25 protein-coding genes and 4 tRNA genes are annotated in these 26,515 nt (G+C 51.2%); 27 read left to right on the top strand and 2 right to left on the bottom strand.

The features are described 5' to 3' along the window. Position 1: 1 nt before the first annotated feature. From PsAD26_RS20425 to PsAD26_RS20380, 11 genes are all read left to right on the top strand, one after another. On the top strand, positions 2-616 hold the full coding sequence (locus tag PsAD26_RS20425; RefSeq protein ID WP_063311878.1) for a phage baseplate assembly protein V: 615 nt from the start codon (positions 2-4) through the stop codon (positions 614-616). Between the two features lie 12 nt (positions 617-628). Further along, positions 629-829 (top strand): hypothetical protein, encoded by a 201-nt coding sequence (locus tag PsAD26_RS20420; protein WP_063311877.1) that lies wholly within the window; start codon positions 629-631, stop codon positions 827-829. Between the two features lie 3 nt (positions 830-832). Next, positions 833-1,207, top strand: coding sequence for a GPW/gp25 family protein (locus PsAD26_RS20415; protein WP_063311876.1), 375 nt, complete (start codon positions 833-835; stop codon positions 1,205-1,207). Positions 1,208-1,229: 22 nt separating this feature from the next. After that, positions 1,230-2,189 carry a baseplate J/gp47 family protein gene (locus PsAD26_RS20410; protein WP_063311875.1) on the top strand — a complete coding sequence of 320 codons (960 nt, stop codon included), beginning with the start codon at positions 1,230-1,232 and terminating at the stop codon, positions 2,187-2,189. Next, positions 2,182-2,919 carry a phage tail protein I gene (locus PsAD26_RS20405; RefSeq protein WP_063311874.1) on the top strand — a complete coding sequence of 246 codons (738 nt, stop codon included), beginning with the start codon at positions 2,182-2,184 and terminating at the stop codon, positions 2,917-2,919. Before PsAD26_RS20410 ends, PsAD26_RS20405 begins: the two co-directional genes overlap by 8 nt. Further along, a complete protein-coding gene (locus PsAD26_RS20400; protein ID WP_063311873.1) occupies positions 2,916-3,611 on the top strand; it encodes a phage tail protein in 696 nt (231 codons plus the stop codon). The genes PsAD26_RS20405 and PsAD26_RS20400 overlap by 4 nt, the downstream gene beginning before the upstream one ends. Further along, the gene (locus PsAD26_RS20395) at positions 3,608-4,354 is read left to right on the top strand and encodes a hypothetical protein (RefSeq protein ID WP_063311872.1); all 747 of its coding nucleotides are present in this window, start codon (positions 3,608-3,610) and stop codon (positions 4,352-4,354) included. Before PsAD26_RS20400 ends, PsAD26_RS20395 begins: the two co-directional genes overlap by 4 nt. Before the next feature lie 46 nt (positions 4,355-4,400). Beyond that, a complete protein-coding gene (locus tag PsAD26_RS20390; protein ID WP_063302260.1) occupies positions 4,401-4,826 on the top strand; it encodes a hypothetical protein in 426 nt (141 codons plus the stop codon). A gap of 338 nt (positions 4,827-5,164) precedes the next feature. After that, positions 5,165-5,341: a hypothetical protein gene (locus PsAD26_RS29725; RefSeq protein WP_193758321.1), complete on the top strand. Its 177-nt coding sequence runs from the start codon at positions 5,165-5,167 to the stop codon at positions 5,339-5,341. Next, complete coding sequence (locus PsAD26_RS20385; RefSeq protein ID WP_063311871.1) at positions 5,338-6,432, top strand: GNAT family N-acetyltransferase; 1,095 nt, start codon at positions 5,338-5,340, stop codon at positions 6,430-6,432. Before PsAD26_RS29725 ends, PsAD26_RS20385 begins: the two co-directional genes overlap by 4 nt. Continuing rightward, positions 6,429-6,986 carry a formyltransferase family protein gene (locus PsAD26_RS20380; RefSeq protein ID WP_063311870.1) on the top strand — a complete coding sequence of 186 codons (558 nt, stop codon included), beginning with the start codon at positions 6,429-6,431 and terminating at the stop codon, positions 6,984-6,986. Before PsAD26_RS20385 ends, PsAD26_RS20380 begins: the two co-directional genes overlap by 4 nt. A gap of 292 nt (positions 6,987-7,278) precedes the next feature. Here PsAD26_RS20380 and PsAD26_RS20375 read toward each other — a convergent pair. Continuing rightward, positions 7,279-7,354, bottom strand: a tRNA-Thr gene (locus PsAD26_RS20375). A 603-nt stretch (positions 7,355-7,957) separates the two neighbouring features. Between PsAD26_RS20375 and PsAD26_RS20370 the strand changes: the two genes are divergently transcribed. The 4 genes from PsAD26_RS20370 to PsAD26_RS20355 all read left to right on the top strand — a co-directional run bounded on the left by PsAD26_RS20370 (position 7,958) and on the right by PsAD26_RS20355 (position 11,040). Continuing rightward, positions 7,958-8,626, top strand: coding sequence for a response regulator transcription factor (locus PsAD26_RS20370; RefSeq protein WP_063311869.1), 669 nt, complete (start codon positions 7,958-7,960; stop codon positions 8,624-8,626). Continuing rightward, complete coding sequence (locus PsAD26_RS20365) at positions 8,623-9,657, top strand: HAMP domain-containing sensor histidine kinase (protein WP_063311868.1); 1,035 nt, start codon at positions 8,623-8,625, stop codon at positions 9,655-9,657. Before PsAD26_RS20370 ends, PsAD26_RS20365 begins: the two co-directional genes overlap by 4 nt. A gap of 222 nt (positions 9,658-9,879) precedes the next feature. Further along, entirely contained in the window at positions 9,880-10,365 is a 486-nt protein-coding gene (locus tag PsAD26_RS20360; RefSeq protein ID WP_063301300.1) for a plastocyanin/azurin family copper-binding protein, read from the top strand. 165 nt (positions 10,366-10,530) lie between these two features. Further along, the gene (locus PsAD26_RS20355; protein ID WP_063301270.1) at positions 10,531-11,040 is read left to right on the top strand and encodes a hypothetical protein; all 510 of its coding nucleotides are present in this window, start codon (positions 10,531-10,533) and stop codon (positions 11,038-11,040) included. 329 nt (positions 11,041-11,369) lie between these two features. Here PsAD26_RS20355 and PsAD26_RS20350 read toward each other — a convergent pair whose 3' ends face one another. Continuing rightward, positions 11,370-12,248, bottom strand: a complete 879-nt coding sequence (locus PsAD26_RS20350) for an RNA methyltransferase (protein ID WP_063311866.1) — start codon at positions 12,246-12,248, stop codon at positions 11,370-11,372. A gap of 422 nt (positions 12,249-12,670) precedes the next feature. On the opposite strand from PsAD26_RS20350, the gene PsAD26_RS20345 reads away from it, so the two are divergent. The 12 genes from PsAD26_RS20345 to rpoC all read left to right on the top strand — a co-directional run bounded on the left by PsAD26_RS20345 (position 12,671) and on the right by rpoC (position 26,391). After that, a tRNA-Tyr gene (locus PsAD26_RS20345) sits at positions 12,671-12,755 on the top strand. Between the two features lie 19 nt (positions 12,756-12,774). Then, positions 12,775-12,848: transfer RNA gene (locus PsAD26_RS20340), tRNA-Gly, on the top strand. 106 nt (positions 12,849-12,954) lie between these two features. Beyond that, on the top strand, positions 12,955-14,130 hold the full coding sequence (gene tuf / locus PsAD26_RS20335) for an elongation factor Tu (protein WP_063311865.1): 1,176 nt from the start codon (positions 12,955-12,957) through the stop codon (positions 14,128-14,130). A 111-nt stretch (positions 14,131-14,241) separates the two neighbouring features. Next, a tRNA-Trp gene (locus PsAD26_RS20330) sits at positions 14,242-14,317 on the top strand. A gap of 119 nt (positions 14,318-14,436) precedes the next feature. Further along, positions 14,437-14,628 (top strand): preprotein translocase subunit SecE, encoded by a 192-nt coding sequence (gene secE / locus PsAD26_RS20325; RefSeq protein WP_063297949.1) that lies wholly within the window; start codon positions 14,437-14,439, stop codon positions 14,626-14,628. 38 nt (positions 14,629-14,666) lie between these two features. Then, on the top strand, positions 14,667-15,200 hold the full coding sequence (gene nusG, locus PsAD26_RS20320) for a transcription termination/antitermination protein NusG (protein ID WP_057464835.1): 534 nt from the start codon (positions 14,667-14,669) through the stop codon (positions 15,198-15,200). Positions 15,201-15,321: 121 nt separating this feature from the next. Continuing rightward, the gene (gene rplK / locus PsAD26_RS20315; protein ID WP_057464834.1) at positions 15,322-15,750 is read left to right on the top strand and encodes a 50S ribosomal protein L11; all 429 of its coding nucleotides are present in this window, start codon (positions 15,322-15,324) and stop codon (positions 15,748-15,750) included. Between the two features lie 6 nt (positions 15,751-15,756). Beyond that, positions 15,757-16,452 carry a 50S ribosomal protein L1 gene (gene rplA, locus PsAD26_RS20310; protein ID WP_057464833.1) on the top strand — a complete coding sequence of 232 codons (696 nt, stop codon included), beginning with the start codon at positions 15,757-15,759 and terminating at the stop codon, positions 16,450-16,452. Positions 16,453-16,794: 342 nt separating this feature from the next. Further along, a complete protein-coding gene (gene rplJ / locus PsAD26_RS20305; protein WP_063289485.1) occupies positions 16,795-17,313 on the top strand; it encodes a 50S ribosomal protein L10 in 519 nt (172 codons plus the stop codon). A gap of 60 nt (positions 17,314-17,373) precedes the next feature. After that, a complete protein-coding gene (gene rplL, locus PsAD26_RS20300) occupies positions 17,374-17,742 on the top strand; it encodes a 50S ribosomal protein L7/L12 (protein WP_063289484.1) in 369 nt (122 codons plus the stop codon). A 202-nt stretch (positions 17,743-17,944) separates the two neighbouring features. Then, on the top strand, positions 17,945-22,087 hold the full coding sequence (gene rpoB / locus PsAD26_RS20295) for a DNA-directed RNA polymerase subunit beta (RefSeq protein WP_057464830.1): 4,143 nt from the start codon (positions 17,945-17,947) through the stop codon (positions 22,085-22,087). 101 nt (positions 22,088-22,188) lie between these two features. Next, entirely contained in the window at positions 22,189-26,391 is a 4,203-nt protein-coding gene (gene rpoC, locus PsAD26_RS20290; RefSeq protein WP_063297946.1) for a DNA-directed RNA polymerase subunit beta', read from the top strand. Positions 26,392-26,515 lie beyond the last annotated feature (124 nt).

The raw sequence follows: 26,515 nt of genomic DNA, 5'->3' as shown, positions 1-26,515 counted from the left end.
AATGTCGCAGGACCTGCCAGACTTAATTGCTGAACTGCATTTTGAGGTCGCCGAGATCAAACGGCGGCTTGCTTCGCGCACGCGGGAAGGGGTGATTTCTGAAGTTGATGCGGCCAAAGGCAAAGCACGGGTCAGGCTGACAGATTCAGATACGCCCATGCTGACGGGCTGGCTACCCTGGACCGAGCCGGCAAGCGGCGCCAATAAGACCCACAATCCGCCTTCGATTGGTCAGCAAGTATCACTGACCAGTGAAAGCGGTGATTTAACCGATGCCCGCATTGGACCAGCACTGCCAAGTGACGACAACCCCAGACCGAGCGCAAAAGGAGATGACCATGTCCTGGCGCAGGTTGGGGCGACAAAAATTATCGTTTCTGGTGGTGGCGATAAACTCCAGCTCAGTGTTGGGAATGCATCCATTATCTTGGTTGATGGGCGGATGACTTTCAGCGTTGCTGGTACGTCCATCACCTTGACGCCTTCAGGCATTGAGGCCGCAGGCGATGTGGATTTGAACTCCGGCTATGTGAAGTCGGAAGGCACCACAATAGACCACACCCACATTCATTCTGGAGTGACACCTGGTCCATCGAAGACCGGCGCTCCTGTTTAATTGGAGAACACTATGGAAAAGAAACGCTACCGTGTTTTGCGAGCAGGCTTTTTGCATGGCACCTATCGCAGCGAAGGTGAAGAGGTTGAGCTGTTTGAAAAACAGGCCAAAGTTGATCTTCCGCCCCTTGGCAGTCGGCTTACTGAGATGAGCGTGAAAACCACAAAGCCGGCAGCTGCAAAAAGCAAGGCTTCCTCTCAAAAGGCCAGTTAGGGCATGGCTGGTAAGGACCTTGATGAGACAACCGGTGGGGAAGTTTCAGGTTGGGCTCACGTGGTCCAGTCCATCAACCGGCTGTTCTCAACTCCAAAAAACACGCGGGTTTTCTTGCGTGAGTTTGGATCTGACCTGCCAAACCTGGTGGATGTTCCCTCAAATGATGCTGGCATTCTGGCGCTGTTTGTGGCTGTCGCAACTGCTCTGGAGCAATGGGAGCCAAGGTTTTCTTTAAGCTCCCTAAGCGTATCACAGGCTGAACCTGGCAAGATTCTCTTGAACCTGGTTGGCACCTATTTGCCAAGAGGCCATCACGGCGACACCACGCCGGAAGGTGGAGAGCAAACCTTATCTGTGCCGATCTCTGGCCTTTAACTCCCGACATCAGGATAACACCATGAGCCGCTTTGCTGCGCTTGATCTGGCGACACTGCCGGAACCCTCCGCTGTGGTGGAACTGGACTATAATGCTTTGCTTGAAGCACGCCTTGTTGAGCTGGACCGTCATTTGCGTGATGGCCGCTTTGAACAGGCTGAAGCTGATGAGATCATGGCACTGGCGCGCTCCATTGCAGCATCGCCCGCCCGCTATATAAGTGAGGCAGGAGCATCGCGCGAGCTTTACATGAATGCGCGCATCAATGCGGCGGTGAAATCAGTTCTGCTTGCAACGGCAACCGGATCTGATCTTGACCATCGCGGAGCAGGGCGGGGCGTTGCCCGCTTGGTTCTGGATGACAGTGACCCTGAAAATACCATTTATGAGGATGACGAGAGTTATAGGGCACGCATTCAGCTGGTGCTGGAAAGCTACTCTCCCTATGGGCCGGAAGGCGCATACGTATACTGGGCTTTGCAGGCCTCCGGTGATGTGTTGGATGTTGTGCCTTATGGGCCTGATGACAATCTGGACCCGCCAATTCCTCCTGCTGAACCTGTGATTTGTGTTCTTTCCAGAACTGGGGACGGGGCAGCGAGTGACGCTTTATTGGAGAGCGTTTATCGGAACCTGAAATCAGACAAACGCAGGCCCGTGGGTGACAAGTTGACGGTTATCTCTGCGACACCTGCTCACTATGAAGTTGAAGCTGAGCTGCAAGTTGTTTCAGCTGCAACGGCCTCGCTCGTTGAAGAGCAGGCGCTTGCAACCTTGCAAAAGTTTACTTCAACGCGCCTTGCCATAGGTCGCCCGCTCTATCGCACCACACTTGCGGCGGCATTGAAAGTTGATGGTGTGGAGGAGGTGATCATCACCAAGCCTGCGGCTGATGTGATGGTCGGGCCTTTCGAAGCACCTTACGCGTCTTCTGTGAAAATTACCGTTACCTCCATCACTGGAGGCTGGCGCAATGTCTGATAAGGCTTCCCGCCAAACTGTGCTGCCGCCGAACTCTGCTGATATTGCCGTGGCAATGGATCTTGTTGAAGACCGTATGTCTGGTCTTCCTGCTGAGGTTATTCGCGATTGTCTGGACCCTTTGAAAACACCTGCAAGCCTGCTTGACCATCTGGGCTGGGAGCTTTCCGTTGATGTGTGGGACCGGGAATGGCCTGAGCAAGTCAAACGCCGTGTGCTGGCTGTCTCCGAAGAAGTGCACAAATACAAAGGCACCCCTTACTCAATTAAGACTGCCCTCACAGCTCTTGGGGTGGCAGCGCACTTGCTGGAATGGTGGCAAGAGGGCGGTTCTGGCGTTCCCGGCACGTTTGAGATTACAGCTTATGCCAATGAGCAAATCTTTGCTGATGGGCCAGTTCTGGATACCAGGTTGCAAGAAAACATCCTGAGCACAATCTCAGCAACTAAACCAAAATCGCGGGGCTTTAGTTTCCAGATTGGAGCGCAGTTTGAGACGTCGCTCAGTATTGGTCTTGCAGGTCGTTCCAATGCCTTCACGCAGCCGATGGGCGCAATGGCTCTGCCCGAAAGTGGAGCAACTGTAGGCGTAGGTGCAATGGCACGTGGTGTTGCCTTTCTGGCGCAAACAGCTGAGCCGGTTCTGCCGCAAATGGGGGCGGTTGCCGCCACTGTTGCAGTCGCACGAGCTTGTTCATTCATTTCAATTCAAGGAGAGCTTTTGACATGAGCCTTAAGGCCATCAATCCAACACTTACGCGCGCTGGCATGCGGGCTATCTTTGATGCCTCAGATGCCAGCCTTCATGCCAAGATTACGCATCTGGCCTTTGGCACTTCGCGTTATATGCCAACAGGTAATGAGAACAGTCTGAAATCAGAAAAGGCCCGTGTTGAGATAATTGGATCTCGCTATCTGGATGATTTCCAGATGGAGATCACGGCCAAGATTGACGGGAACACCGGGTTCACACTGGCTGAGCTTGGTGTGATGTTAGAGGATGGCACATTGCTGGCCGTATGGTCAGACCCTGACACGCCATTAGCTCAATACACCCCAGGCGTACCGATTGCTTTTTCCTTTGTGCTTGCGCTCACTGGGCTTCCGCAAAACGTCATTCAAGTCACCGGTGATGTGGATCTTCAGCTCTTCTTTGGGGAGGAGTTTGCGGGCACAGCCACCTCTATGATTGCTCTGCAACACGAAAACTTTCAGCTCAATCATACCGTGCGCAGTCTGAGCAAGGCGCTTTCCATTGCTCAGACTGGTCAGGCCGAGTTGCTGCGCCGGATTGAGGTGCTGGAAGGCATGGTTGACCACCAAACGAACACCCGCACCGAGCAGCTTATTTTGGGTGCGTCTCTTGCATCCTCACTTCTCACCGTTCAACGCCACACCATTGAAAAGGATCAGTTGCAATGAGCCTGACACAAAGCCTGAAAGAGGTGGTTCAATCCACCACAGCTCTGACTCAAGCCGTCCAGAAAACCTACTCGCAGCACAATGCTGAGATCCAAAAAATCCTGAATATCGCCCCAGAGCTTCAGCGGACTTTCTACGTGGATGCTGTGAATGGTGACAACAGCAATGATGGCTCTCAGGATGCGCCACTTAGAACTCTACGCAAGGCTGCTGACCGGGTGCCGCGCCATGGCAGAGGTCATCTTCATCTTCTGAGTGATTATCATATGACCGAGGCAGTTTATGCCAGAGACTGTTATATCAATGTTTACGGCGATGAAACCGTACATCGCAGGGTTACCTTTGGAAGCTATCTCCATGCGAGTGATGGCGAAGAGAGCCGTGCATTACATGGTTTCAGATGGGTAGGATCAAGTTACTTTAATTTTTGTTATCTGGATCTCAGACTGCCCGTTGTTGTTACTGATCAGGTCGGAGTTTCTTCAAGCACTTATTCCGCCATCGTCTCTTGTGCCACTTCTGCCAACACTGGCAATCAGGGGGTGACATTCAGATACGGCAATATCCACATCCCTACGGAAGAGGAAGGTGCTCCTGCTGGTCATGTACTCGGACCTGCTGGGCCGGTTGCCGTTTTCTTCTCAAACATAACGGCCTCTGGCGCTGGTCTGAAAAAGCGTATCAGCCGAAATGATCGTGCAGGCTCTTATGTGATGAATATCACCCTTGATGAACTTCCATAGGCTTTAGCTAATCTCCCTTTTTGACTTGATCTCATAGGATCGAATTATGCCAGATGTAAACGAACAGACCGACAACCTGAGCCTGAAACATGCAGGCAAAACCTACATTGCCTGGAGCAAAGCGGACTTGAAAGCGGCTGGTGTGCCACAGGCTACCATTGATGAAGCCCAAAAAGGTGCCCGTCTCACAACCATCAAAGCAGAATGCCGCAAGCGCATTTATGCCCGCGCCAGCGCTGAGACCCAGATGAATATGGCAACGGCTGCTGCTGCCATTGCTGGCAAAGCCGTTGCTGATCGAAGTGCTGATGAGGTCACGCTTTTGACCAGCACAAAGGCTGCACTGGATTGGGTGGGTGCTATGCGCTCCAAATGCCTGGAACTTGCTGAAGATCCGGGCACTGATTTCACACAGGATGCCAGCTGGCCGGAGTGTCCGCCAGAAGTGGTTGCGCTGACAGAGCAGTTCTAACAAGCCGGAACATATCCGGCGAGATAATCGCCCGGTGACTTCAATATGGAGCGGAAGGCCCGGAAGGTTCCGGGCACCGGGCATCCCGCGCTAACAAGAAACCCGGCCAATGCAATGAAGCATAACACTGCTCCCGCCGCATCAACTCACCTGAAATGAGCTGCGGGACTGTCTTATGCGAGACGAGAAATGGAGTCTATCTATTGCCGGAGCTGTTCGGCACTCCTCCTCAAGAAAGAAGAAAACGCCCTACAGGGGCGCGTAGAAATCAAGTGCCGCCGTTGTGGCACCTTCAACGATCTGAGGCCGGATGAGCCCAAGAAAACAACAGATCGCACATGAGTACAGAGCACCTTCCTCCCCTCCCTGACAAAGCACCAGGTATCCCGCCTAAAGACCGCTACAAACGCCAGTTTGGCATTTTGATCATTGCAGAAGACGAGCAGCAACAAGCAACCATCTATGACGGCGTTCGCGCCCTGGGTGGAGCTAAACTCAAGGTGGTTGCAACATGAAGCTGAACATAAACCACCAAAGCCCGGACTATGACAGCTTCCGTATGGCACGGCTGAAGTCCTTGTTTAACTGCGAAGACGGCAACCACTTTAAGCTGAGCGTTGACCTTCCCGTTGAGGACATGGACTGGAAAGTGGGACTTATCGTCGGCCCCTCAGGGTCTGGTAAAACCAGTCTTGGACAAAGCATCTTTTCAGATGCCTCTTATTTCAAAGGTTTTGACTGGCCGGATGATCAACCCATCATTGACGCAATTTCTCCCCATGAGGAAATGGATCATATCACGGGCGCATTATCGGCTGTTGGCTTAGGCAGTGTGCCCGCCTGGACGAGACCCTACAAAGCCCTTTCCAATGGCGAAAAGTTCCGCGCTGATCTGGCCCGGATCTTATGCGAGACACCGGAAACCATCGTCATCGATGAATTTACCTCTGTCGTAGACCGGCAGATCGCAAAGATTGGTGCAGGTGCATTCGCCAAAGCATGGCGCAGGCAGGCTTCAGGACAAGCGGTGCTCCTGTCCTGTCACTATGACATTATTGAATGGCTGCAACCCGATTGGATCTTAGATACGGCAACAGGGAAGTTTTCCGGGAGGTGTCTTCGGCAACGCACCAAGCTTGACCTCGACATATACGAGACCAACTGGCGATACTGGCCGCATTTTGAAACGCATCACTATTTGAAGCTTCCTCATATGATCGCAGCAACCTGTTATGTCGCCTTTGTTGGCGATGAGCCGGTTGCTCATCTTGCCGTCAGTACACGCCCAGGCCTGGTGGAGGCCCGTGCTTGCCGAATGGTGGTCATGCCTGAATGGCAAGGTGCAGGCGTTGGGATGCGGTTCCTCAATGCTGTTTGTGCCGCATGGCGGCGAGGTCAGAACCGCTACAACAAACCCATGGCCACACTGTTCCATACCAGCCATCCAGCTCTAGCCGAAGCGCTTCGGCGTAGTCCGTTATGGGCTCAGGTGTCCTGCAACCTGACCGGGGGCAAAGCTTCTCGAAACGTCGCTGCGAAAGGCCGGTATGGCGGACATTTCCGGGCGGCTCAAGGCTTTAGATACATAGAAGGAATGCCATCATGAAAGTCGTGGTAATTGGACAAAAATGGCTCGGCGTGCAGGCTTTGGAAATGGCGCTGAACGGCGGTCATGATGTTGTGAAAGTCATAGCACCGGAAAGCGACAGACTAAACACCAATGCAACGAGCAAGGGTTTGGCCGTGTCAGCTCCGCCTTCTCAGCAGGCACCCGTCACGGCTCTCGATGTGCCGGATTGTGACGTGATTATCTGCGCTCATGCTCATGTCAAACTCGCCCCCTGTACGCTCTTAAAACCACGTCATGGCGCTATCGGGTATCACCCATCTCTATTGCCTCTATATCGCGGCAAAAACGCAATTGCTGACGCCTTGAAAGAACACCAGAAAATCATTGGTGGAAGCGTCTATCTCTTGGATGATGGCTGGGACACAGGACCAGTCCTTTTGCAGGATTGGAGCTTCGTACAGGACGGAGACGACGCTGCTTCAATCTGGCGACGGGTGCTAGCTCCTATGGGATTGGAGCTGCTGGAACGAGCTGTATTTCATTTAGAAGCATTTGGACATTGGCCAGAGGCGCAGATGCAGAGAACTTAGCTCCCAAAAGAGTGTCTTAAACGATCACTAAACCGGGCGTTAGAAAGTCACGTTTTGTCGTCCTTCTAACGCTCATATTTTGTAGGGAAAGAAAAAAGGCCGCTGTGCACGTTATATCGCCCACCTATGCAAAATCTCACGCCGCGCCACAAGAGTATTTGGAGAGGGTAGGAGGGGCGAAATCCTGCTTACCAAAACGCCCATTTGCTTACCATATGCTGACAAAAGCCAGAAAAGCAAAAAGCCTCCCGAGGGAGGCTTTGAAATTCCCTTGATAAATCAAGGAGAAGAGTGGTGCCGGCAGCAGGGATCGAACCCGCGACCCCCTGATTACAAGTCAGGTGCTCTACCATCTGAGCTATACCGGCGTCGTCTTCGTTGGAGGGGTATTTACGGGCGCTGGCGGGGTTTGTAAATCCCAAAAATGCAAAAATTTGGAAGAATTCACAGGGGAGAGAATTTTTTGGGCTATTTGGGGCTCAAAATGGCCGATTGGACGTTTCTTTTCCACACGCATAGGGCTCAGCCTATTGATATTGATAGAAAAAATCTTGGTTTACGCGTTTGCGTTGTTTTGTGCGTTTGTTTGAGAGGTATTTGAATTTTTTGAGTTCCTACGTAGTTGCGGCTGGGAAGTGCGGGTTGTTTCAGTCGGATCTGGCTGTATCGGCTTTGATGAGAGCTGTGCTGCTTTATTCCCTTTTTTGGCGATATCTGAATGAGGGGAGTCGCGCCGGCAGATTTGGTTGATGTCGGTATTGCAAAGTATGTGATCCGTGCCAGCCTTATTAAGAGACAGCAGTTGAGTGAGGGCGCTCATTAGGAGTTCCTATGTGTGTGTTCTGCTTACCGTTGGGGAATGAGTGAGATTTCAAACAGGACGAGAGAGTTTATGGGGCTTAACTTTGGCTTAAGCTTGGGGTGTACCATGCGCATATGTTTGTAAGTTTCTTGGTCAGCAAGAGAGTTGAATGCGGATTTTAGTAGTGGAAGATGAAAGACGTATCGCTCAGCAAATTGAAAAGGCCCTGGTGGCTGCGGCGTTTTCAGTAGATCTCTGCGGATGTGTTGAGGATGCGCGAATGCTCATGAAGTCTGAGATGTTTGACGCATTAATTGCTGATCGAATGTTGCCGGATGGAGATGCGATTGAGATTGTTTCGTCCCTTCGGGAGGAAGGCAACGATCTGCCAATTCTTATGCTGACCGCCCGTGATGCAATTGAAGATCGCATTGATGGGTTGGAGGCTGGCGCAGATGATTATCTGATCAAGCCGTTTGCGATGTCTGAGCTTGTTGCAAGAATGCGAGCTTTGTTGCGCCGACCAGGATCCGTGTTTGGCAAAACTGAAACTGTCGGCAGTCTTTCTTACAACTTTAAATCTCGAACAGCCACGGTCAACGCGGTGGCCTTGCCCTTGCCAAGGCATGAACTGCTGGTTCTTGAGAGCTTGATTAGCAACCGTGGACAGGTTGTGACCAAAGACGATCTCTTGAACAAAGTCTATGGGCTGGAGATTCCAGAGTCGAACACGATACCGGTTCATGTTCACAATCTTCGGCGCAAGTTCAAGCAACTGAGCGCAGGGTTGGAGATTCATACCTATCGTGGGCTGGGCTACATGTTGGACAGCTTATGAGTAAGCTTCAGTCTCTTGAGAACAAGCTTGTCGTTCGAATCTCAGTCATTCTTATCGGTTCGTTTTCTGTGATCCTCGGATGGCTCTGGGTTCATTTGTTTATTTTGCATGAGCCACTGCAAGCCAGCAGTCATCAGCAAGCCTTTATGGAGCTCTTTTCAAATGTTGGCTGGGTCGTTCCGGTTATGATGCTTGCAACAATTTTTGTGACTGCACATACGTTAAGGCGCAGTTTGAAACCTCTTCGGCATCTTTCACGTCTTACGGCTCAGATTAAACCGAAATCTCTTGACCAGCGGCTCCCTGTGAGAGATTTGCCTTCCGAAGTAGCCCCGATGGTGAAAGCGATAAACGCCATGCTTTCTGGCATAGAAGATGGTTTTACAACGCAGCGCCACTTCACCGAAAATGTTGCGCATGAGCTGAGGACGCCGTTGCAGGTGTTGGGTGCTGGTTTGGAGGACTTGCAACAAACGCCTCAAGTGATTGCTCTAAGGGGTGATCTTGATAGAATGGCTCGTTCCGTGGATCAAATCCTGACAATTTCCCGATTGGAAACGCGATCTGAAGAGCAGGAAAAGGTTAGTGATCTAAATGCTGTAGCTGTCACTGTGCTTTCCTATATTGCACCTTTGGCGACGAAAAAGAATGTCAGGCTCTCCTTGGAAAAGGAAGCAGGTCCTCTTTGGGTGCAGGGTGATAAAGGGCTGATTGGAGATCTGCTGCGTAATCTAGTTGAAAACGCTCTTGCAGTGTGTCCGTCAAACGCTGGTATTTGCGTTCGAATTAGCCCCGCAGGAACACTTGATGTGATTGACGAGGGGCCAGGTATTCCATCTTGCTATAGAGACAAAATTTTTCAGCGCTTTTGGCGGTTGCCAGATAGCAAAGTGCAGGGAACTGGTCTGGGACTGGCAATTGTCGGAGATATAGCAATGCGCTGCCGGGCAGAAATATCCATCCATGATAATCTGGGTGGAGGGAGTGTTTTCCGTGTTGTTTTTGCTTCTGCCACGGCCTTAACCTCCTGAAGTGAAGGTCTTTTACTCTGTAATTTCGCTGCTTTAAGACCGGAAGACCGAGCGATAATCATAAAATTTCATCCAAGGCCGTCATGCCGGCTGCGATGCTCCTGAATGGAGGGTTTCAGCGGTCTCGTACGCCTGCGAAACCGGAGCGCTCCTAAAACTGCGTTAAAACAAGGGCTTTATCGGTTGCCGGGTCTCTTGAGCAAATTCAGGAGTTAGATAGCGGTGAAAACCGTTGCCCCATGCAAAATCAAAAAACATGAGACAATCTTCATGAATAAAAGAAGTACGCTTGTTTTAATGCCAGCGCTCGTTTCCTTTTTACTCTCAGTAACCGGTTCTAATGCAGGTGCAATCCATACAATCAGAATGGATCGGGATTTCTTCAGCCCTGCCTATCTGGAAGCACAAGTCGGCGATACCGTGCGGTTTGTGAATGTCAGAGGAACTCACAACACCGTCTCAATTTCCGGGATGATACCTGCAGGAGTATCGCCCTGGCGGAGCAGGCTTAAGGCGACTTATGACCTCACGCTGACGAAGGAAGGTGTTTATGGATATAAATGTCTTCCACATTTCGGCAAGGGCATGGTGGGGCTGATTGCTGTCGGCAAGCAATATAACAATTTACCGCAAGCAAAAAGCACCAAGTTGCCAGCCAAAGCAGCGGCGGTTTTTCAAAAGCTATTTCGCAGAGTTCCACAAAACTGAACGCTTAAATCTGCCTTAAAGTAAGGTGGGTAATCAGTGCTCAAGCAAGTGAGGCCAGTGTAAATACTGATCATTTTTTACTCTTCTTGCGAAGACAACGCTGGGTGAGGCGTCAACTCATCATTCAGTGGTTTCTGCCAATTTTAGCACTCCCCCGAGGTCCGTATGAAACGAGCATCTGCGCTTTGCATCCCTATTTTGAGCCTGACATTGCTTTTGACAGGTACTGTGTATTCTTCAGGTTATCTGGCGCATGCCGAAAAAGTCCCTGACTGGAGAGAGACAGGCACACCAGAAGAGCAGTTGAAAGCATTGGTGAAAATTACGCCGGGCACATCACACTGGATGCCAGAAATCGCCTATCGCTTCCAAACTATGTACTGGGCAGGCAAGCAGGATAAATGGGAGTTTGCAGAGTACCAAATCGAAGCCATGGAAAAAATGATGGCTCGGGTTGCTACAGCACGCACCAAGCGGGCTCCTTCTATCAATATATTTCGTGAGAACGTTTTTGGAGATTTGGACGAGGCGGTTAAAACTCAAAACTTTGAGGTTTTTGAAGAGGCTGTTGCGGTTATGAGCTCAGAGTGTATGGCGTGCCACACTCGAGAGGGTTTTTCCTACATCACAGTACCCGCTGTTCCTACAAAGCCAGATAGCATCGTTCTCGACTAAGGCCTGCGCTCGAGCAGGGTTGATGAAAGACTTGCCGTAGATCATCAGAATGCTAGCCCCTGAAAATGGTCAGGGGCTAGCATTTTAATTTACATTTGGTGCTGTTTGGAGCGTTGAGCGTGATAAAGAAAAGGGGGAGGCAGTATTGGCGAGCCATAGACGGGATGCTGATTTCTTAGAGCCTAACCGGCTGGTCCAAGATACTCGGGCAATGCATCCCTTGGGTGCGGCATCCGACTATCCGGTTATGGTTCGCTGAGCTAGCTTCGGGCTCGAAGGGCATCACTTAGATCATGAGCGCTAGGCGTCGGAGACCCGGAGGCTGTCGGTTAGGACAGCCCCATTTTCATGCGGGCCACGTAGAGGGACAGGATCGCTGCGTTGGAGACGTTGAGGGATTTGATCTCTCCCGGCATGTCGAGGCGGGCGAGGGCGTCGCAGTTTTTGCGGACGCCTTCACGTACACCTTTTCCTTCTGAGCCGAGGACCAGCAGGGTCTTATCCGTGAATGTTGTATTTTCGACGGAGTTCGGGCCTTCGCTGTCCAGTGCGATTGCCTGATAGCCTTTATCTCTCATTTCATCGACAAAACGAGACATGTTCGGGACGCGGACGTGTTTGATCATATCCAGTGCGCCACTTGCTGTTTTGGCAAGGACCGGACCTTCTTCAGGTGCGTGGCGGCGGGTGGTGACAACAGCGTCAGCACTCAAGGCGACGGCGGAGCGGAGGATAGCGCCGACATTGTGCGGATCGGTGACCTGATCGAGTGCCAGAACAAGCTGACCGTCCTGGAGTTCTTCCGGTCCATATTCAGGAAGGGCATCTACCAGCAGTGCAGCGCCCTGATGGACGGCATCTTTGCCAACCAGCTTGTCGATGTCGCGGGGGCTGGCTTCTTCAACCGGAACGTCAATCTTAAGATTGCGCTCTTCCAGCCGCCGTAATGCGTTTTGCGTTATGAGGAGCTTGTGGCGAGTGCGTTCCGGATTCCTAAAGGCGGCTTCAATGGTGTGAAGTCCATATATATAGAAAGGGCCGTCTTCAGCAGCTGATTTCTTCAGCCAGGGCTTGCTCTTTGAAAATCCACCAGATGGTTTTCCATCGGGCCGGCTTTTCTTATGGGGGCGATCATTGCCTCGCTCGGGGCTTTGCTCAGGGCTCCAGCGGTTGCCGCTTGCGCTCTTTTGTTTTTTAAAGTTGCTCATAGCCTCTCGATACTCCGGCGATGTTTTCGCTTCAAGGGAATAAAGGGGGGAGACTAAACATTCCTTTTTTGCTGCTTATGTAAAAAGAGCAGGTCCAGTGAATTTGAGAGGGTGTTCATGTGTGTGATCTTTTCATTTTGCCAAAAAAAGAATTTGCACCAAAATTGCCGGGTTTGGTGAGAAGAGCTGTGATTTAGCAAGGTCATACGTAGATTCCGACGGTTAGTTCTCTGACAAAAAAAGGGGAAAACTAACTGCCCTGTTGATTTTGCACAGGCACATGCAAAAGAGGCGTTGACAGATGGCGTTCTCAGCGGCATAAACCGCGCCACAGGACGCGGCGCAACTGCTTAGCGGTTAAGCGGCGTGTTTGGCAAAACGAGTTTCAAAAAGTTCTCTTTTAGAGAATTTTTGTCGATCTCGGAGGAGTGCCCGAGTGGCTAAAGGGGGCGGACTGTAAATCCGCTGGCTATGCCTACGTTGGTTCGAATCCAACCTCCTCCACCATCGACTTGAAATTGGTAATGCGGGTGTAGCTCAATGGTAGAGCAGCAGCCTTCCAAGCTGAATACGAGGGTTCGATTCCCTTCACCCGCTCCAATCTCTTCTCGCTCTTTGCTGAAGGTATCCTAACAGAATCCTTGGGGTCTTTTATTGGCTTCAAGCCTTGATCGACGGAACTACGATTAAATAGAGAGCTACGCCCATGGCGAAGGAAAAATTTGAACGTAATAAGCCGCACGTCAACATCGGCACAATCGGCCACGTTGATCACGGTAAAACTACACTGACTGCTGCGATTACTAAATCTTTTGGTGATTTTAAAGCGTATGACGAAATCGACGGTGCTCCTGAAGAGCGCGCACGTGGTATCACTATCTCCACAGCGCACGTTGAGTATGAAACTGACGCTCGTCACTACGCACACGTTGATTGTCCAGGTCACGCCGATTATGTAAAAAACATGATCACCGGTGCTGCACAGATGGATGGCGCGATCCTCGTTGTTAACGCTGCAGACGGCCCAATGCCTCAGACACGTGAGCACATCCTGCTCGCTCGTCAGGTTGGTGTGCCTGCTCTGGTTGTCTTCATGAACAAAGTTGACCAGGTTGACGACGAAGAGCTGCTTGAACTCGTAGAAATGGAAGTTCGTGAACTTCTTTCTTCCTACGAATTCCCAGGCGATGATATTCCAATCATTGCTGGTTCTGCACTTGCTGCTCTTGAAGACCGCGATGATGCGATCGGCAAAGACAAAATTGTAGAACTGATGGCTGCGGTTGATGACTATATCCCAACTCCTGACCGTCCACGCGATCTGCCATTCCTGATGCCGATCGAAGACGTGTTCTCTATCTCTGGCCGCGGTACTGTTGTAACCGGTCGTGTAGAGCGTGGCATCGTTCATGTTGGTGACGAAGTTGAGATCGTTGGCGTTAAAGACACATCTAAGACCACTGTTACTGGTGTTGAAATGTTCCGCAAGCTGCTCGATCAGGGCGAAGCTGGCGACAACATCGGTGCATTGATCCGTGGTGTTGGTCGTGAAGATGTTGAGCGTGGCCAGGTTCTTTGTAAGCCAGGTTCCGTTACTCCTCACACCAAGTTCAAGGCTGAAGCATACATCCTCACCAAGGAAGAGGGTGGACGTCACACTCCATTCTTCACCAACTACCGTCCACAGTTCTACTTCCGTACGACTGACGTGACTGGTGTTGTTTCTCTGCCAGAAGGCACAGAAATGGTGATGCCTGGTGATAACGTTGCAGTCTCTGTTGAGCTGATCGTTCCGATCGCTATGGAAGATGGTCTGCGCTTCGCTATCCGTGAAGGCGGTCGTACCGTCGGCGCTGGTGTTGTAGCTGAAATCATCGAATAAAGACTTTTAAAGTCTTTACATATCGTGCCGCGGTGGTTATTGCGGTACGGTTCCTTCCAGTGAGTTGATTATTGGTCGGAAAAAGGTTTTGTCCCATGCTTGGGACTTTGTAGGGGTATAGCTCAGTTGGTAGAGCGACGGTCTCCAAAACCGTAGGTCGCGGGTTCGAGCCCTGCTGCCCCTGCCATCTCTTTGGTTGAGAAAAATCTTGATTAATCGAAGTTGGTGGCATATGAAGAGTTTTTCAGGGATAGGGTGCGTGGAAGAATCTACGCGCCCACCTGTCGTGTAATGGGCCGGGACCGGATGGCAAAAACCAATCCTTTTACATTTATCCAGCAAGTTCGTTCTGAAACTGCGAAGGTAACTTGGCCGACGCGTAAGGAAACTGGCGTGACCACCTTGATGGTGTTCATTATGGTTTTCCTGGCGGCGATGTTCTTTCTTGCTGCTGATCAGCTGATGAGCTTAGGTATCAGTTTTCTGCTTGGCTTCTAAAGGCTTAGCGGGCAATTATAGTAGGAACGGGATTTAAGATGGCTAAGCGCTGGTATATTGTGCACGCTTATTCGAACTTCGAGCGTAAAGTTGCTGAAGCGATTAAAGAAAGAGCTCAGCAGCAGGGTCTTGAAGATTCATTTGACGAAGTTCTGGTTCCGACCGAGAAATTCGTAGAAGTACGTCGCGGTCGCAAGGTTGATGCTGAGCGTAAGTTCTTCCCAGGCTATGTTCTGGTGAAGATGGAGATGAGCGACGATGCTTATCACCTGATCAACGATACGCCGAAAGTTTCTGGCTTCCTTGGTAATGACAAGAAGCCGATGCCGATCTCCGAGGCCGAAGCGCAGCGTATTCTTAATCAGGTTCAGGAAGGTGTCGAAGCTCCGAAACCTTCTGTCAGCTTTGAAGTTGGTGAGCAGGTTCGCGTTAGCGATGGGCCGTTTGCCTCCTTCTCTGGTCTCGTCGAGGAAGTCGATGAGGAACGGGCACGTCTGAAAGTGACAGTGTCCATCTTCGGCCGGGCTACCCCGGTTGAACTTGAATACGGACAGGTCGACAAAGTCGGTTAAGTCCGGGATGGGGCGGCAGGTGAAGCGCACTTTCGTCGGTGTGCTGGAAGCCAGACCGCCCGCTCTCTTATCCAGTGAAATGCGCTAAGCGTGATTTCACAGATCCATTCTGGAGAGAATTATGGCGAAAAAGATTGACGGCTACTTAAAGCTTCAGGTGCCAGCAGGCTCTGCTACACCATCCCCACCAATTGGTCCTGCGCTGGGTCAGCGCGGTCTGAACATCATGGAATTCTGTAAGGCGTTTAACGCTAAGACCCAGGATGTTGAGAAAGGCGCTCCTTGCCCAACCATCATTACTTATTACTCCGATAAGTCTTTCACTTTTGAAGTTAAGACAGCTCCTGCTTCTTTCTTCCTTAAGAAAGCTGCGAAAGTCAAATCTGGCTCAGCAACTGCTGGTCGCGGTACCATCGCGTCCGTGACTAAAGCTCAGGTTCGTGAAATCGCAGAAGCTAAGATGAAAGATCTCAACGCTAACGACATCGAAGCAGCAATGCTGATGATCGAAGGCTCCGCCCGTTCCATGGGTCTGGAAGTTACGGAGTAAAGTATCATGGCTAAAGTAGGTAAGCGCATTAAAGCTGCTCGCGAAGGTATTGATCGCAACAAAGAGTACGCAGTTAGCGAAGCTCTTGGTGTTGTTAAGTCTGGCTCCACTGCGAAGTTCGACGAAACCATCGAAGTTGCAATCAACCTTGGTGTTGACCCACGTCACGCAGACCAGATGGTTCGTGGTGCATGTGTTCTTCCAAACGGTACCGGTAAAACTGTACGCGTTGCTGTATTTGCTCGTGATGCGAAAGCGGATGAGGCAAAAGCTGCTGGCGCAGACATTGTTGGTGCTGAAGAGCTGGTTAAAGAAGTTCAGGGCGGTACCATCAACTTCGATACCGTCATCGCAACTCCTGACATGATGCCACTCGTTGGTCGTCTTGGTAAAGTTCTCGGTCCTCGCGGCATGATGCCTAACCCTAAGGTTGGCACTGTGACCCCTGATGTGACCAAGGCTGTTACAGACGCCAAAGGTGGTTCTGTACAGTTCCGCGTTGAAAAAGCTGGCATCATTCACGCTGGCGTTGGCAAAGCTTCTTTTGAAGCTTCCAAGCTGGAAGAGAACGTGAAAGCGTTCGTTGATGCAGTGATCAAAGCTAAGCCATCAGGTGCAAAAGGTACTTACGTTAAGCGCGTAGCCCTTTCATCCACGATGGGACCTGGCGTGAAGGTTGATCTTGGTTCTATTACCGAGTAAACACCTCGCCTATAAGAGTTACCTCCCGCTTTCATGTGGGAGGTTTTACCGCTGAAAGACTGTTATGGTCGTTCGGCATCCCTGTCCGAGACTGCAGGTGCCAACGTTTGTTGGTTTAAGCTTTTGATAAGAAAGGCCTGCATAGATGGAGAAGAACTGATTTGGTTGATATGCAAAATGCAATTCAACCTTGCGGTTCGAACCAAATTGCCTTGCTGCGTCTCTCCGGCGCGTAAGGGGACAGGACCCTAATCGTCGTTGTCGAGGTTGGGTTTAGCCCAATTTTGATGCGGCAAAGGCAAACCGGCGGCAATGAGAATTGCTGCCAACTGGAGAAGGCAAGTGGAAAGAGCGGATAAGCAAAAGTTCGTCAGCGATTTCAACGAAGTGTTGTCTAACACTGGCGTTGCAGTTGTTGCGCACTATGCGGGCCTTTCAGTTTCTCAGATGACTCAGCTGCGTGCTGATGCTCGTGAAGCTGGTGGTACCGTAAAGGTTGCTAAAAACCGCCTTGTCAAGCTTGCCCTTCAAGGCACTGAACTAGAGCATATCAGCGACCTGTTCACAGGCCCAACTGTCATCGTTTATTCCGATGATCCAGTTGCTGCGCCTAAGGCTGCTGCTAACTTCGCTAAGGCTAACGAAAATTTCGTAATCCTTGGTGGTGCTCTTGGTTCAACTAACCTGGATACTGCTGGTGTTAAAGCACTGGCAGCGATGCCGTCTCTGGACGAGCTTCGTGGCAAGCTGGTGGGTATGCTTCAGACCCCAGCGACCCGTATGGCCATGGTTACGAGCGCACCGGCCGGGCAACTTGCTCGCGTCTTCAATGCGTACGCCGAGAAGGACCAAGCCGCGTAAGGCGGAACCACATAATTTTTGTCAAAACCGAAAACGGTTCGAACAACAAGGTACTGAAAAATGGCTGATCTCTCAAAGATCGTAGAAGAACTCTCCGCACTGACCGTTATGGAAGCTGCTGAGCTGTCTAAACTGCTCGAAGAAGAGTGGGGCGTATCTGCTGCTGCTCCTGTAGCTGTTGCTGCTGCTGGTCCTGCTGCTGAAGCAGCTGAAGAACAGACTGAATTCGACGTGATCCTGGCTGACGCTGGCGCGAAGAAAATCAACGTGATCAAAGAAGTACGTGCGATCACTGGTCTTGGTCTGAAAGAAGCTAAAGAGCTCGTAGAAGGCGCTCCAAAAGCTGTTAAAGAAGCAGTTTCTAAAGACGAAGCTGCTGAGCTGAAAAAGAAGCTCGAAGAAGCTGGTGCAAAAGTAGAACTCAAGTAATCCTGAGTTCTTCAGATATTGGTCCCGGAGTAATCCGGGACCTTTTCCGTACCCTGGCGGGTTTCCCGGCCGGGGTAAACGTCCCAACGGGGGAGGGTGCCTGAACAGCGCCCTATTGTGGACGGTTCTGAGAAGCTACGTTTTCTGCCATGCAGGGCGTCGTTTTTCTGAACCGTCACCTTGAGTGATACGAGGAGCGACAATGACGCAGACGTTCAACGGTCGCAAGCGGGTCCGTAAATACTTCGGATCCATCCGCGATGTAGCGGCTATGCCAAACCTTATCGAAGTGCAGAAGGCGTCTTATGACCAATTCTTGCAAGTTGATAAGGTTGAAGATAACCGCGTTGACGAAGGCCTAGAGGCCGTATTTAAGTCCGTATTCCCCATTTCGGATTTTGCAGGCAATTCCCTTCTTGAATTCGTAGATTACGAATTCGAAGCACCAAAGTATGATGTGGAAGAGTGCCGCCAGCGTGATATGACTTACGCTGCGCCACTGAAGCTTACGCTTCGCCTCATCGTGTTTGATGTGGATGAAGATACTGGCGCAAAATCGGTTAAAGACATCAAAGAACAAGATGTCTACATGGGCGATATTCCGTTCATGACCGATAACGGTACCTTTGTGATCAATGGTACAGAACGCGTTATCGTGTCTCAGATGCACCGTTCCCCGGGTGTATTCTTTGACCATGACAAAGGTAAGACCCACTCTTCCGGTAAACTTCTGTTTGCTGCACGTGTGATCCCTTACCGTGGTTCATGGCTCGATATCGAATTCGATGCTAAGGACATTGTCCACGCACGTATCGACCGCCGTCGTAAGATCCCTGTGACATCTTTGTTGATGGCGCTTGGTCTTGATAGCGAAGAGATTCTCAATACCTTCTATAACCGTATCGACTACGTACGTAACGGCGAAAACAGCTGGTCCGTACCGTTCGATGGTGCTCGTCTTAAGGGTACTAAAGCAACTGCCGATATGGTTGATGCTGCTAGCGGTGAAGTGGTTGTTGAAGCTGGTAAGAAAATTACCGCTCGTACAATCCGTCAGTTGACCGAAAAGGGTGTTAAATCTCTTAAGGGTACTGATGATGATCTGTTTGGCCAGTACCTTGCCGAAGACATTGTTGATACGCGTACTGGTGAGATATACGCTGAAGCTGGTGAAGAGCTGACTGAAAAGCTTCTTCATGAGCTTATCGAGCGTGGCTACCACGATCTGCCTGTTTTGGATATCGACTACGTTAACGTTGGTCCTTTCATCCGCAACACGCTGGCTGCTGACAAGAATGACGGCCGCGAAGGTGCTCTGTTTGACATCTACCGCGTTATGCGTCCTGGTGAGCCGCCAACCATCGAAACCGCTGAGGCTATGTTCCAGTCTCTGTTCTTCGATGCTGAGCGCTACGACCTTTCCGCGGTTGGCCGCGTGAAGATGAACATGCGTCTTGACCTTGAGTGTGAAGATACTGTTCGTGTTCTGCGTAAAGACGATATCCTGTCAGTGATCAGCCTGCTGCTTAATCTTCGTGATGGCCGCGGCGAAATCGATGACATCGATAACCTTGGTAACCGTCGTGTTCGCTCCGTTGGCGAACTGATGGAAAACCAGTACCGTGTTGGCCTGCTGCGCATGGAACGTGCGATCAAGGAGCGTATGAGCTCCGTTGAGATCGACACTGTGATGCCTCAGGATCTGATCAACGCAAAACCTGCTGCAGCAGCTGTACGTGAGTTCTTCGGTTCTTCCCAGCTGTCTCAGTTTATGGATCAGACCAACCCACTGTCTGAAGTGACGCATAAGCGTCGTCTTTCAGCGCTTGGGCCTGGTGGTTTGACCCGTGAGCGCGCAGGCTTTGAGGTTCGTGACGTTCACCCAACACACTATGGTCGTATCTGCCCGATTGAAACACCGGAAGGTCCGAACATTGGTCTGATCAACTCACTGGCAACTTTTGCACGTGTGAACAAGTATGGCTTTATTGAAAGCCCATACCGCCGTGTTATTGATGGCCTTGTGACGAAAGACGTTGTCTATCTCTCCGCTATGGAAGAGAGCAAGTACTACGTTTCTCAGGCGAACGCTGAGATGAACGAAGATGGTAGCTTCGTGAACGACCTGGTTCAGTGTCGTCATGCGGGTGAAAACATCTTGGTCACCTCTGATCGCGTTGATCTGATGGATGTGTCTCCTAAACAGCTGGTTTCCGTTGCAGCCTCGCTCATTCCGTTCCTTGAGAACGATGATGCGAACCGCGCACTGATGGGTTCCAACATGATGCGTCAGGCTGTGCCGCTCGTTCGTGCACAGGCTCCATTTGTTGGCACCGGTATGGAACCAATCGTTGCTCGTGACTCTGGCGCTGCTATTGGCGCACGTCGCGGCGGTGTGGTTGACCAGGTTGATGCAACACGTATCGTTATTCGTGCGACTGAAGATCTGGATCCTTCCAAGTCCGGCGTAGACATCTACCGCCTGATGAAGTTCCAGCGTTCCAACCAGGATACCTGTATCAACCAGCGTCCGCTGGTGAACGTAGGTGACCGGGTTCGTAAGGGCGATATCATCGCAGACGGTCCTTCGACTGATCTGGGTGATCTGGCGCTTGGCCGTAACGTTATGGTCGCGTTCATGCCTTGGAACGGCTACAACTTCGAGGATTCCATCCTTCTGTCCGAGCGCATCGTTCGCGATGACGTCTTCACCTCCATCCACCTTGAAGAATTTGAGGTGATGGCGCGTGATACGAAGCTTGGCCCTGAAGAAATCACTCGCGATATTCCTAACGTTTCTGAAGAAGCGCTGAAGAACCTTGATGAAGCCGGCATTGTTTATGTTGGTGCTGAGGTGAAACCAGGCGACATTCTCGTTGGTAAGATCACTCCAAAGGGCGAAAGCCCAATGACACCGGAAGAAAAACTTCTGCGTGCGATCTTCGGTGAGAAAGCTTCTGACGTTCGCGACACATCCATGCGTCTGTCTCCAGGTGTATCCGGTACTGTTGTTGAAGTTCGTGTATTCAACCGCCACGGCGTTGAAAAAGACGAACGCGCGATGGCTATCGAGCGCGAAGAGATTGAACGTCTTGCGAAAGACCGCGACGACGAACAGGCAATTCTTGACCGTAACGTCTATGGCCGACTGGCTGAGATGATCATGGGTCATGTGACTGTTGGTGGTCCGAAGAACTTCCGCAAGGGTGTTGAGATCGACGGAAACGTTCTGAACGAATTCCCACGTTCTCAGTGGTGGCAGTTTGCTGTCGAAGACGAGCAGCTGATGAGCGAGCTGGAAGCGCTTCGTGGTTCTTATGATGAGAGCCGTAAGCGTCTGGAACAGCGCTTCATCGACAAGGTTGAGAAGCTGCAGCGTGGTGATGAGTTGCCACCTGGCGTGATGAAGATGGTTAAGGTCTTCGTTGCGGTTAAGCGTAAGATTCAGCCTGGTGATAAGATGGCTGGTCGTCACGGTAACAAGGGTGTGGTTTCCAAAATCAACCCATGTGAAGACATGCCATTCCTGGATGACGGTCAACACGTTGATATCGTTCTGAACCCACTCGGCGTTCCATCACGTATGAACGTTGGTCAGATTCTTGAAACACACCTTGGCTGGGCTTGTGCCGGCATGGGGCAGAAGATCGGCGAGCTTTACGACGAATATCGTAAGTCTGGCGAGATCGAGCAGCTTCGTGGCAAGGTCGTTGAGATCTACGGCGACAACATCAAGGGTGAGCCGGTTCAGGAATACGACGACGAAGGCATTGCTAAACTTGGTGAGCAGCTGCGTCATGGCGTTTCCATCGCGACTCCGGTCTTTGATGGTGCACGTGAACCTGACGTTGTTGACATGCTGAACATTGCTGAGATGAAACCATCCGGTCAGTCTACATTGTATGACGGACGTACCGGTGAACAGTTCGACCGTCAGGTCACTGTGGGTTACATCTACATGCTCAAGCTTCACCACTTGGTTGACGATAAGATCCACGCGCGTTCTATCGGACCTTACTCTCTTGTTACTCAGCAGCCGCTGGGTGGTAAGGCGCAGTTCGGTGGTCAGCGCTTCGGTGAGATGGAAGTGTGGGCGCTTGAAGCTTATGGCGCAGCGTACACCTTGCAGGAAATGCTCACTGTTAAGTCTGATGACGTGGCAGGTCGTACCAAGGTTTATGAAGCTATCGTCCGGGGTGACGACACATTTGAGGCGGGTATTCCTGAGAGCTTTAACGTTCTCGTCAAGGAAATGCGTTCCCTGGGCCTCAATGTCGAGTTGCAGGATAAGGAACCGCGTCAGAAAGCCAATGATGACGCTGAAGCAATCGATGCCGCGGAATAAGACCTTTCAAGGTATTTCGCTGTAAGTCATGTATTCATGCCGGAAGAGGGGAGCCTGCTTATTAGCACGCTCCCCGACCTGCGCATTTTAGGAGAGAGCTGATGTCGCAAGAGGTCATGAACCTGTTCAATCAACAGGCTCCCGCACAGACCTTCGATCATATCCGCATCTCGATCGCCAGCCCGGAGAAAATTCTGTCCTGGTCGTTCGGTGAGATTAAAAAGCCGGAGACGATCAACTACAGAACTTTCAAGCCAGAGCGCGACGGGCTGTTCTGTGCTCGGATTTTCGGTCCTATCAAGGACTATGAGTGCTTGTGCGGTAAGTATAAGCGCATGAAATATAAAGGCGTTATCTGTGAGAAGTGTGGCGTTGAAGTCACCTTGTCCCGTGTACGCCGTGAACGTATGGGCCACATTGAGCTTGCTGCTCCTGTTGCGCATATCTGGTTCCTGAAGTCGCTGCCGTCCCGCATCGGCATGCTGTTGGATATGACGCTTAAGGATCTTGAGCGCATCCTGTACTTTGAGAACTACGTTGTTATTGAGCCGGGCCTTACTCCTATGAAGCTGCGTCAGCTGCTTTCGGAAGAAGAGTTTGTTGCGGCTCAGGACGAATACGGTGAAGACAGCTTCACTGCTATGATTGGTGCTGAAGCGATCCGTGAGATCCTTGCCAGCATGGATCTGCAGCGTGAATCTGAAAAGATCCGTCAGGAAATTGCAGAAGCAACCACAGAGCTGAAGCCTAAGAAACTGGCGAAGCGCCTGAAGGTTGTTGAAGCGTTCATCGAGTCTGGAAACCGTCCTGAATGGATGATCCTGACCGTTGTTCCTGTAATTCCACCAGATCTGCGTCCGCTGGTTCCACTGGATGGTGGCCGTTTTGCTACGTCTGACCTCAACGATCTTTATCGTCGTGTGATCAACCGTAACAACCGTCTGAAGCGTCTGATCGAGCTTAAAGCGCCTGACATCATTATTCGTAACGAAAAACGTATGCTGCAGGAATCTGTAGATGCGCTGTTCGATAACGGTCGTCGTGGTCGTGTGATCCAGGGTGCAAACAAACGTCCTCTGAAATCCCTTTCAGACATGCTGAAGGGTAAGCAGGGTCGTTTCCGTCAGAACCTTCTCGGTAAGCGCGTGGATTACTCCGGTCGTTCCGTTATTACTGTGGGTCCTGAACTGAAGCTGCACCAATGTGGTCTGCCGAAGAAGATGGCGCTTGAGCTGTTCAAGCCGTTCATCTATTCTCGCCTCGATGCAAAGGGTTATTCTTCCACTGTTAAGCAGGCGAAGAAGCTCGTTGAAAAAGAGCGTCCGGAAGTTTGGGATATCCTTGATGAAGTGATCCGCGAGCACCCGGTTCTCCTGAACCGTGCGCCTACGCTTCACCGTCTTGGCATTCAGGCCTTCGAACCTACCCTGATTGAAGGTAAGGCAATCCAGCTGCACCCACTCGTTTGTTCCGCGTTTAACGCTGACTTCGATGGTGACCAGATGGCTGTTCACGTTCCGCTTTCTCTGGAAGCGCAGCTTGAAGCCCGTACTCTCATGATGTCCACCAACAACATTCTGCATCCGGCGAACGGTGGTCCGATCATCGTACCGTCCCAGGATATTGTTCTTGGCCTCTACTACCTGTCCATTATGGCAGATGGTGAGCCAGGTGAAGGCATGGCCTTCGGTAACATGGGTGAGTTGCACCACGCGCTGGAAAACGGTGTTATCACTGTTCACTCCAAGATCCGTGGCCGCTTCAAGTCTGTTGATGAGCTGGGCAACCCAACCTCTGAAATCCATGAGACCACTCCTGGTCGTCTGATGATTGCAGAGCTGCTGCCGAAGCACTTCGAAGTACCGTTCGATTCCTGTAACAAGCTGATGACCAAAAAAGACATCTCCAAGATGATCGATACGGTTTATCGTGCTTGTGGCCAGAAAGAGACCGTTATCTTCTGTGACCGCGTTATGCAGCTTGGCTTCAAAAACGCATGTCGTGCTGGTATCTCCTTCGGTAAGGATGACATGGTTATCCCTGATACCAAGGCGACACTCGTTGAAAGCACCACCACTTTGGTGACTGAATACGAACAGCAGTACAACGACGGTCTGATCACTCAGGGCGAGAAGTACAACAAGGTTGTTGACGCCTGGGCGAAGTGTACTGACAAAGTCGCTGATGAAATGATGGGCCGCATCTCTGCGACCGAGTATGAAGAGGACACAGGTCGTCAGAAACAGATGAACTCTGTTTACATGATGGCTCACTCCGGTGCGCGTGGTTCTCCAGCGCAGATGAAGCAGCTCGGCGGTATGCGCGGTCTGATGGCGAAACCAGATGGTTCCATCATCGAAAACCCGATTATCGCGAACTTTAAAGAAGGTCTGTCGGTTCTCGAGTACTTCAACTCCACCCACGGTGCCCGTAAGGGTCTAGCCGATACGGCGTTGAAAACTGCGAACTCCGGTTACCTGACACGTCGTCTCGTGGACGTTGCACAGGACAGCATTATTCTTGAAGTTGACTGTGGTTCTACCGGTGGCATTACCGTTCAGCCAATTGTTGATGCTGGTAACGTGATCGCGACCCTTGGTATGCGTGTTCTTGGCCGTACTGCGGCTGAAGACATCCGCAACAACAAGACTGGCGAAGTGCTCGTTCCTAAGGGACGTATGATTGACGAGAAGGACGTGGAGCTTCTTGAAGCTGCCAAGGTCCAGATGGTCAAGATCCGCTCTGTGCTGACTTGTGAAACCAAGACTGGTGTATGTGCGACCTGTTATGGCCGTGACCTTGCACGTGGTACTCCGGTGAACATCGGTGAGGCTGTTGGTGTTATTGCTGCGCAGTCCATTGGTGAGCCTGGTACTCAGTTGACCATGCGTACGTTCCACATTGGTGGTACGGCACAGGTTGTTGATAGTTCCTTCATTGAATCCAACTTTGAAGGCACTGTGAAGATGCGCAACCGCAATGTGGTTCGCGACTCCGACGGCAACAACATTGTCATGGCACGTAACATGTCCATCATTATCGTAGATAGTGACGGTAATGAGCGTTCTACGCATCGTCTGACTTACGGTGGTAAAATCTTCGTTGACGAAGGTGACGTCATCAAGCGCGGTGATCGTATTTCCGAATGGGATCCGTACACTCGTCCGATCCTGACAGAACTTTCCGGTCGTGTTGGCTTTGAAGATCTGGTGGATGGTTCTTCTATGCAGGAAACTGCTGATGAAGCGACCGGTATCACCAAGCGTGTTGTTATCGACTGGCGTTCTTCTCAGCGTGGTGCTGATCTGAAGCCTGCGATGGTTATTCAGGATGACAGCGGCAAGATCAAGAAACTGGCTCGCGGTGGCGATGCTCGTTCCCTGCTTTCCGTTGACGCTATTTTGTCAGTACAGCCTGGTGACATGGTTTCTGCTGGTGACGTTCTTGCACGTATTCCTCTGGAATCTGCAAAAACGAAAGACATCACCGGTGGTCTGCCTCGTGTTGCAGAACTGTTCGAAGCACGTCGTCCGAAAGATCACGCGATTATCGCTGAGCTTGACGGTACGATCCGCTTTGGCCGAGATTACAAAAACAAGCGCCGCATCATCATCGATCCTACCGATGAAAGCCTGGAGCCTGTTGAGTACCTCATCCAGAAGAACAAGCACTTCCACCTGCAGGAAGGGGACACTATCGAGAAGGGTGAATACCTTGTTGATGGTAACCCGGCACCGCACGACATTCTTGCGATTAAGGGCGTAGAGGCACTGGCTGCCTTCCTCGTTAACGAGATCCAGGAAGTTTATCGTCTGCAGGGCGTGGGCATTAACGACAAGCACATCGAAGTGATTGTTCGTCAGATGCTCCAGAAGGTTGAGATCACTGATCCGGGCGAAACAGAGTACTTCTCTGGTGAGCAGGTCGATAAGATCGAATTTGATGCAGCTAACCAGCGTGCGATTGATAATGCACGTGATCCTGCCAAGGGTGTTCCAGTTCTTCTGGGTATCACGAAGGCAAGCTTGCAGACTCGTTCGTTCTTCTCTGCTGCATCGTTCCAGGAAACAACGCGTGTTCTGACTGAAGCAGCTGTCTTCGGTAAGATCGATCCACTGGACGGTCTGAAAGAGAACGTGATTGTTGGTCGTCTGATCCCAGCGGGTACAGGCGGGGCGATGAACCGCACTCGTAAGATTGCGACACTGCGTGATGATCTCATCCAGGACGCTCGCCGTTCAGCTTCTACTGCTGGAACTGCGGACTCCATGCTTGAAGATTTCAGCCGTGACGGTCAGTTCTAGTGAGCTGCAAAATCTAAATTGAGGTCAAGCCGCCCTTCGGGGCGGCTTTTCCGTTTATGGCGGATGGTTGCTTGTGGGTGACCTGCCACTAACAAGAAAGACGCGTATCTGAATTTGGAAGCTG

The organism is Pseudovibrio sp. Ad26, assembly GCF_001623285.1.
GTDB classification, from domain to species: domain Bacteria; phylum Pseudomonadota; class Alphaproteobacteria; order Rhizobiales; family Stappiaceae; genus Pseudovibrio; species Pseudovibrio ascidiaceicola.
The sequence above is the reverse complement of the archived record's forward strand: the minus strand, read 5'-3'. Positions and strand labels throughout refer to the sequence as shown.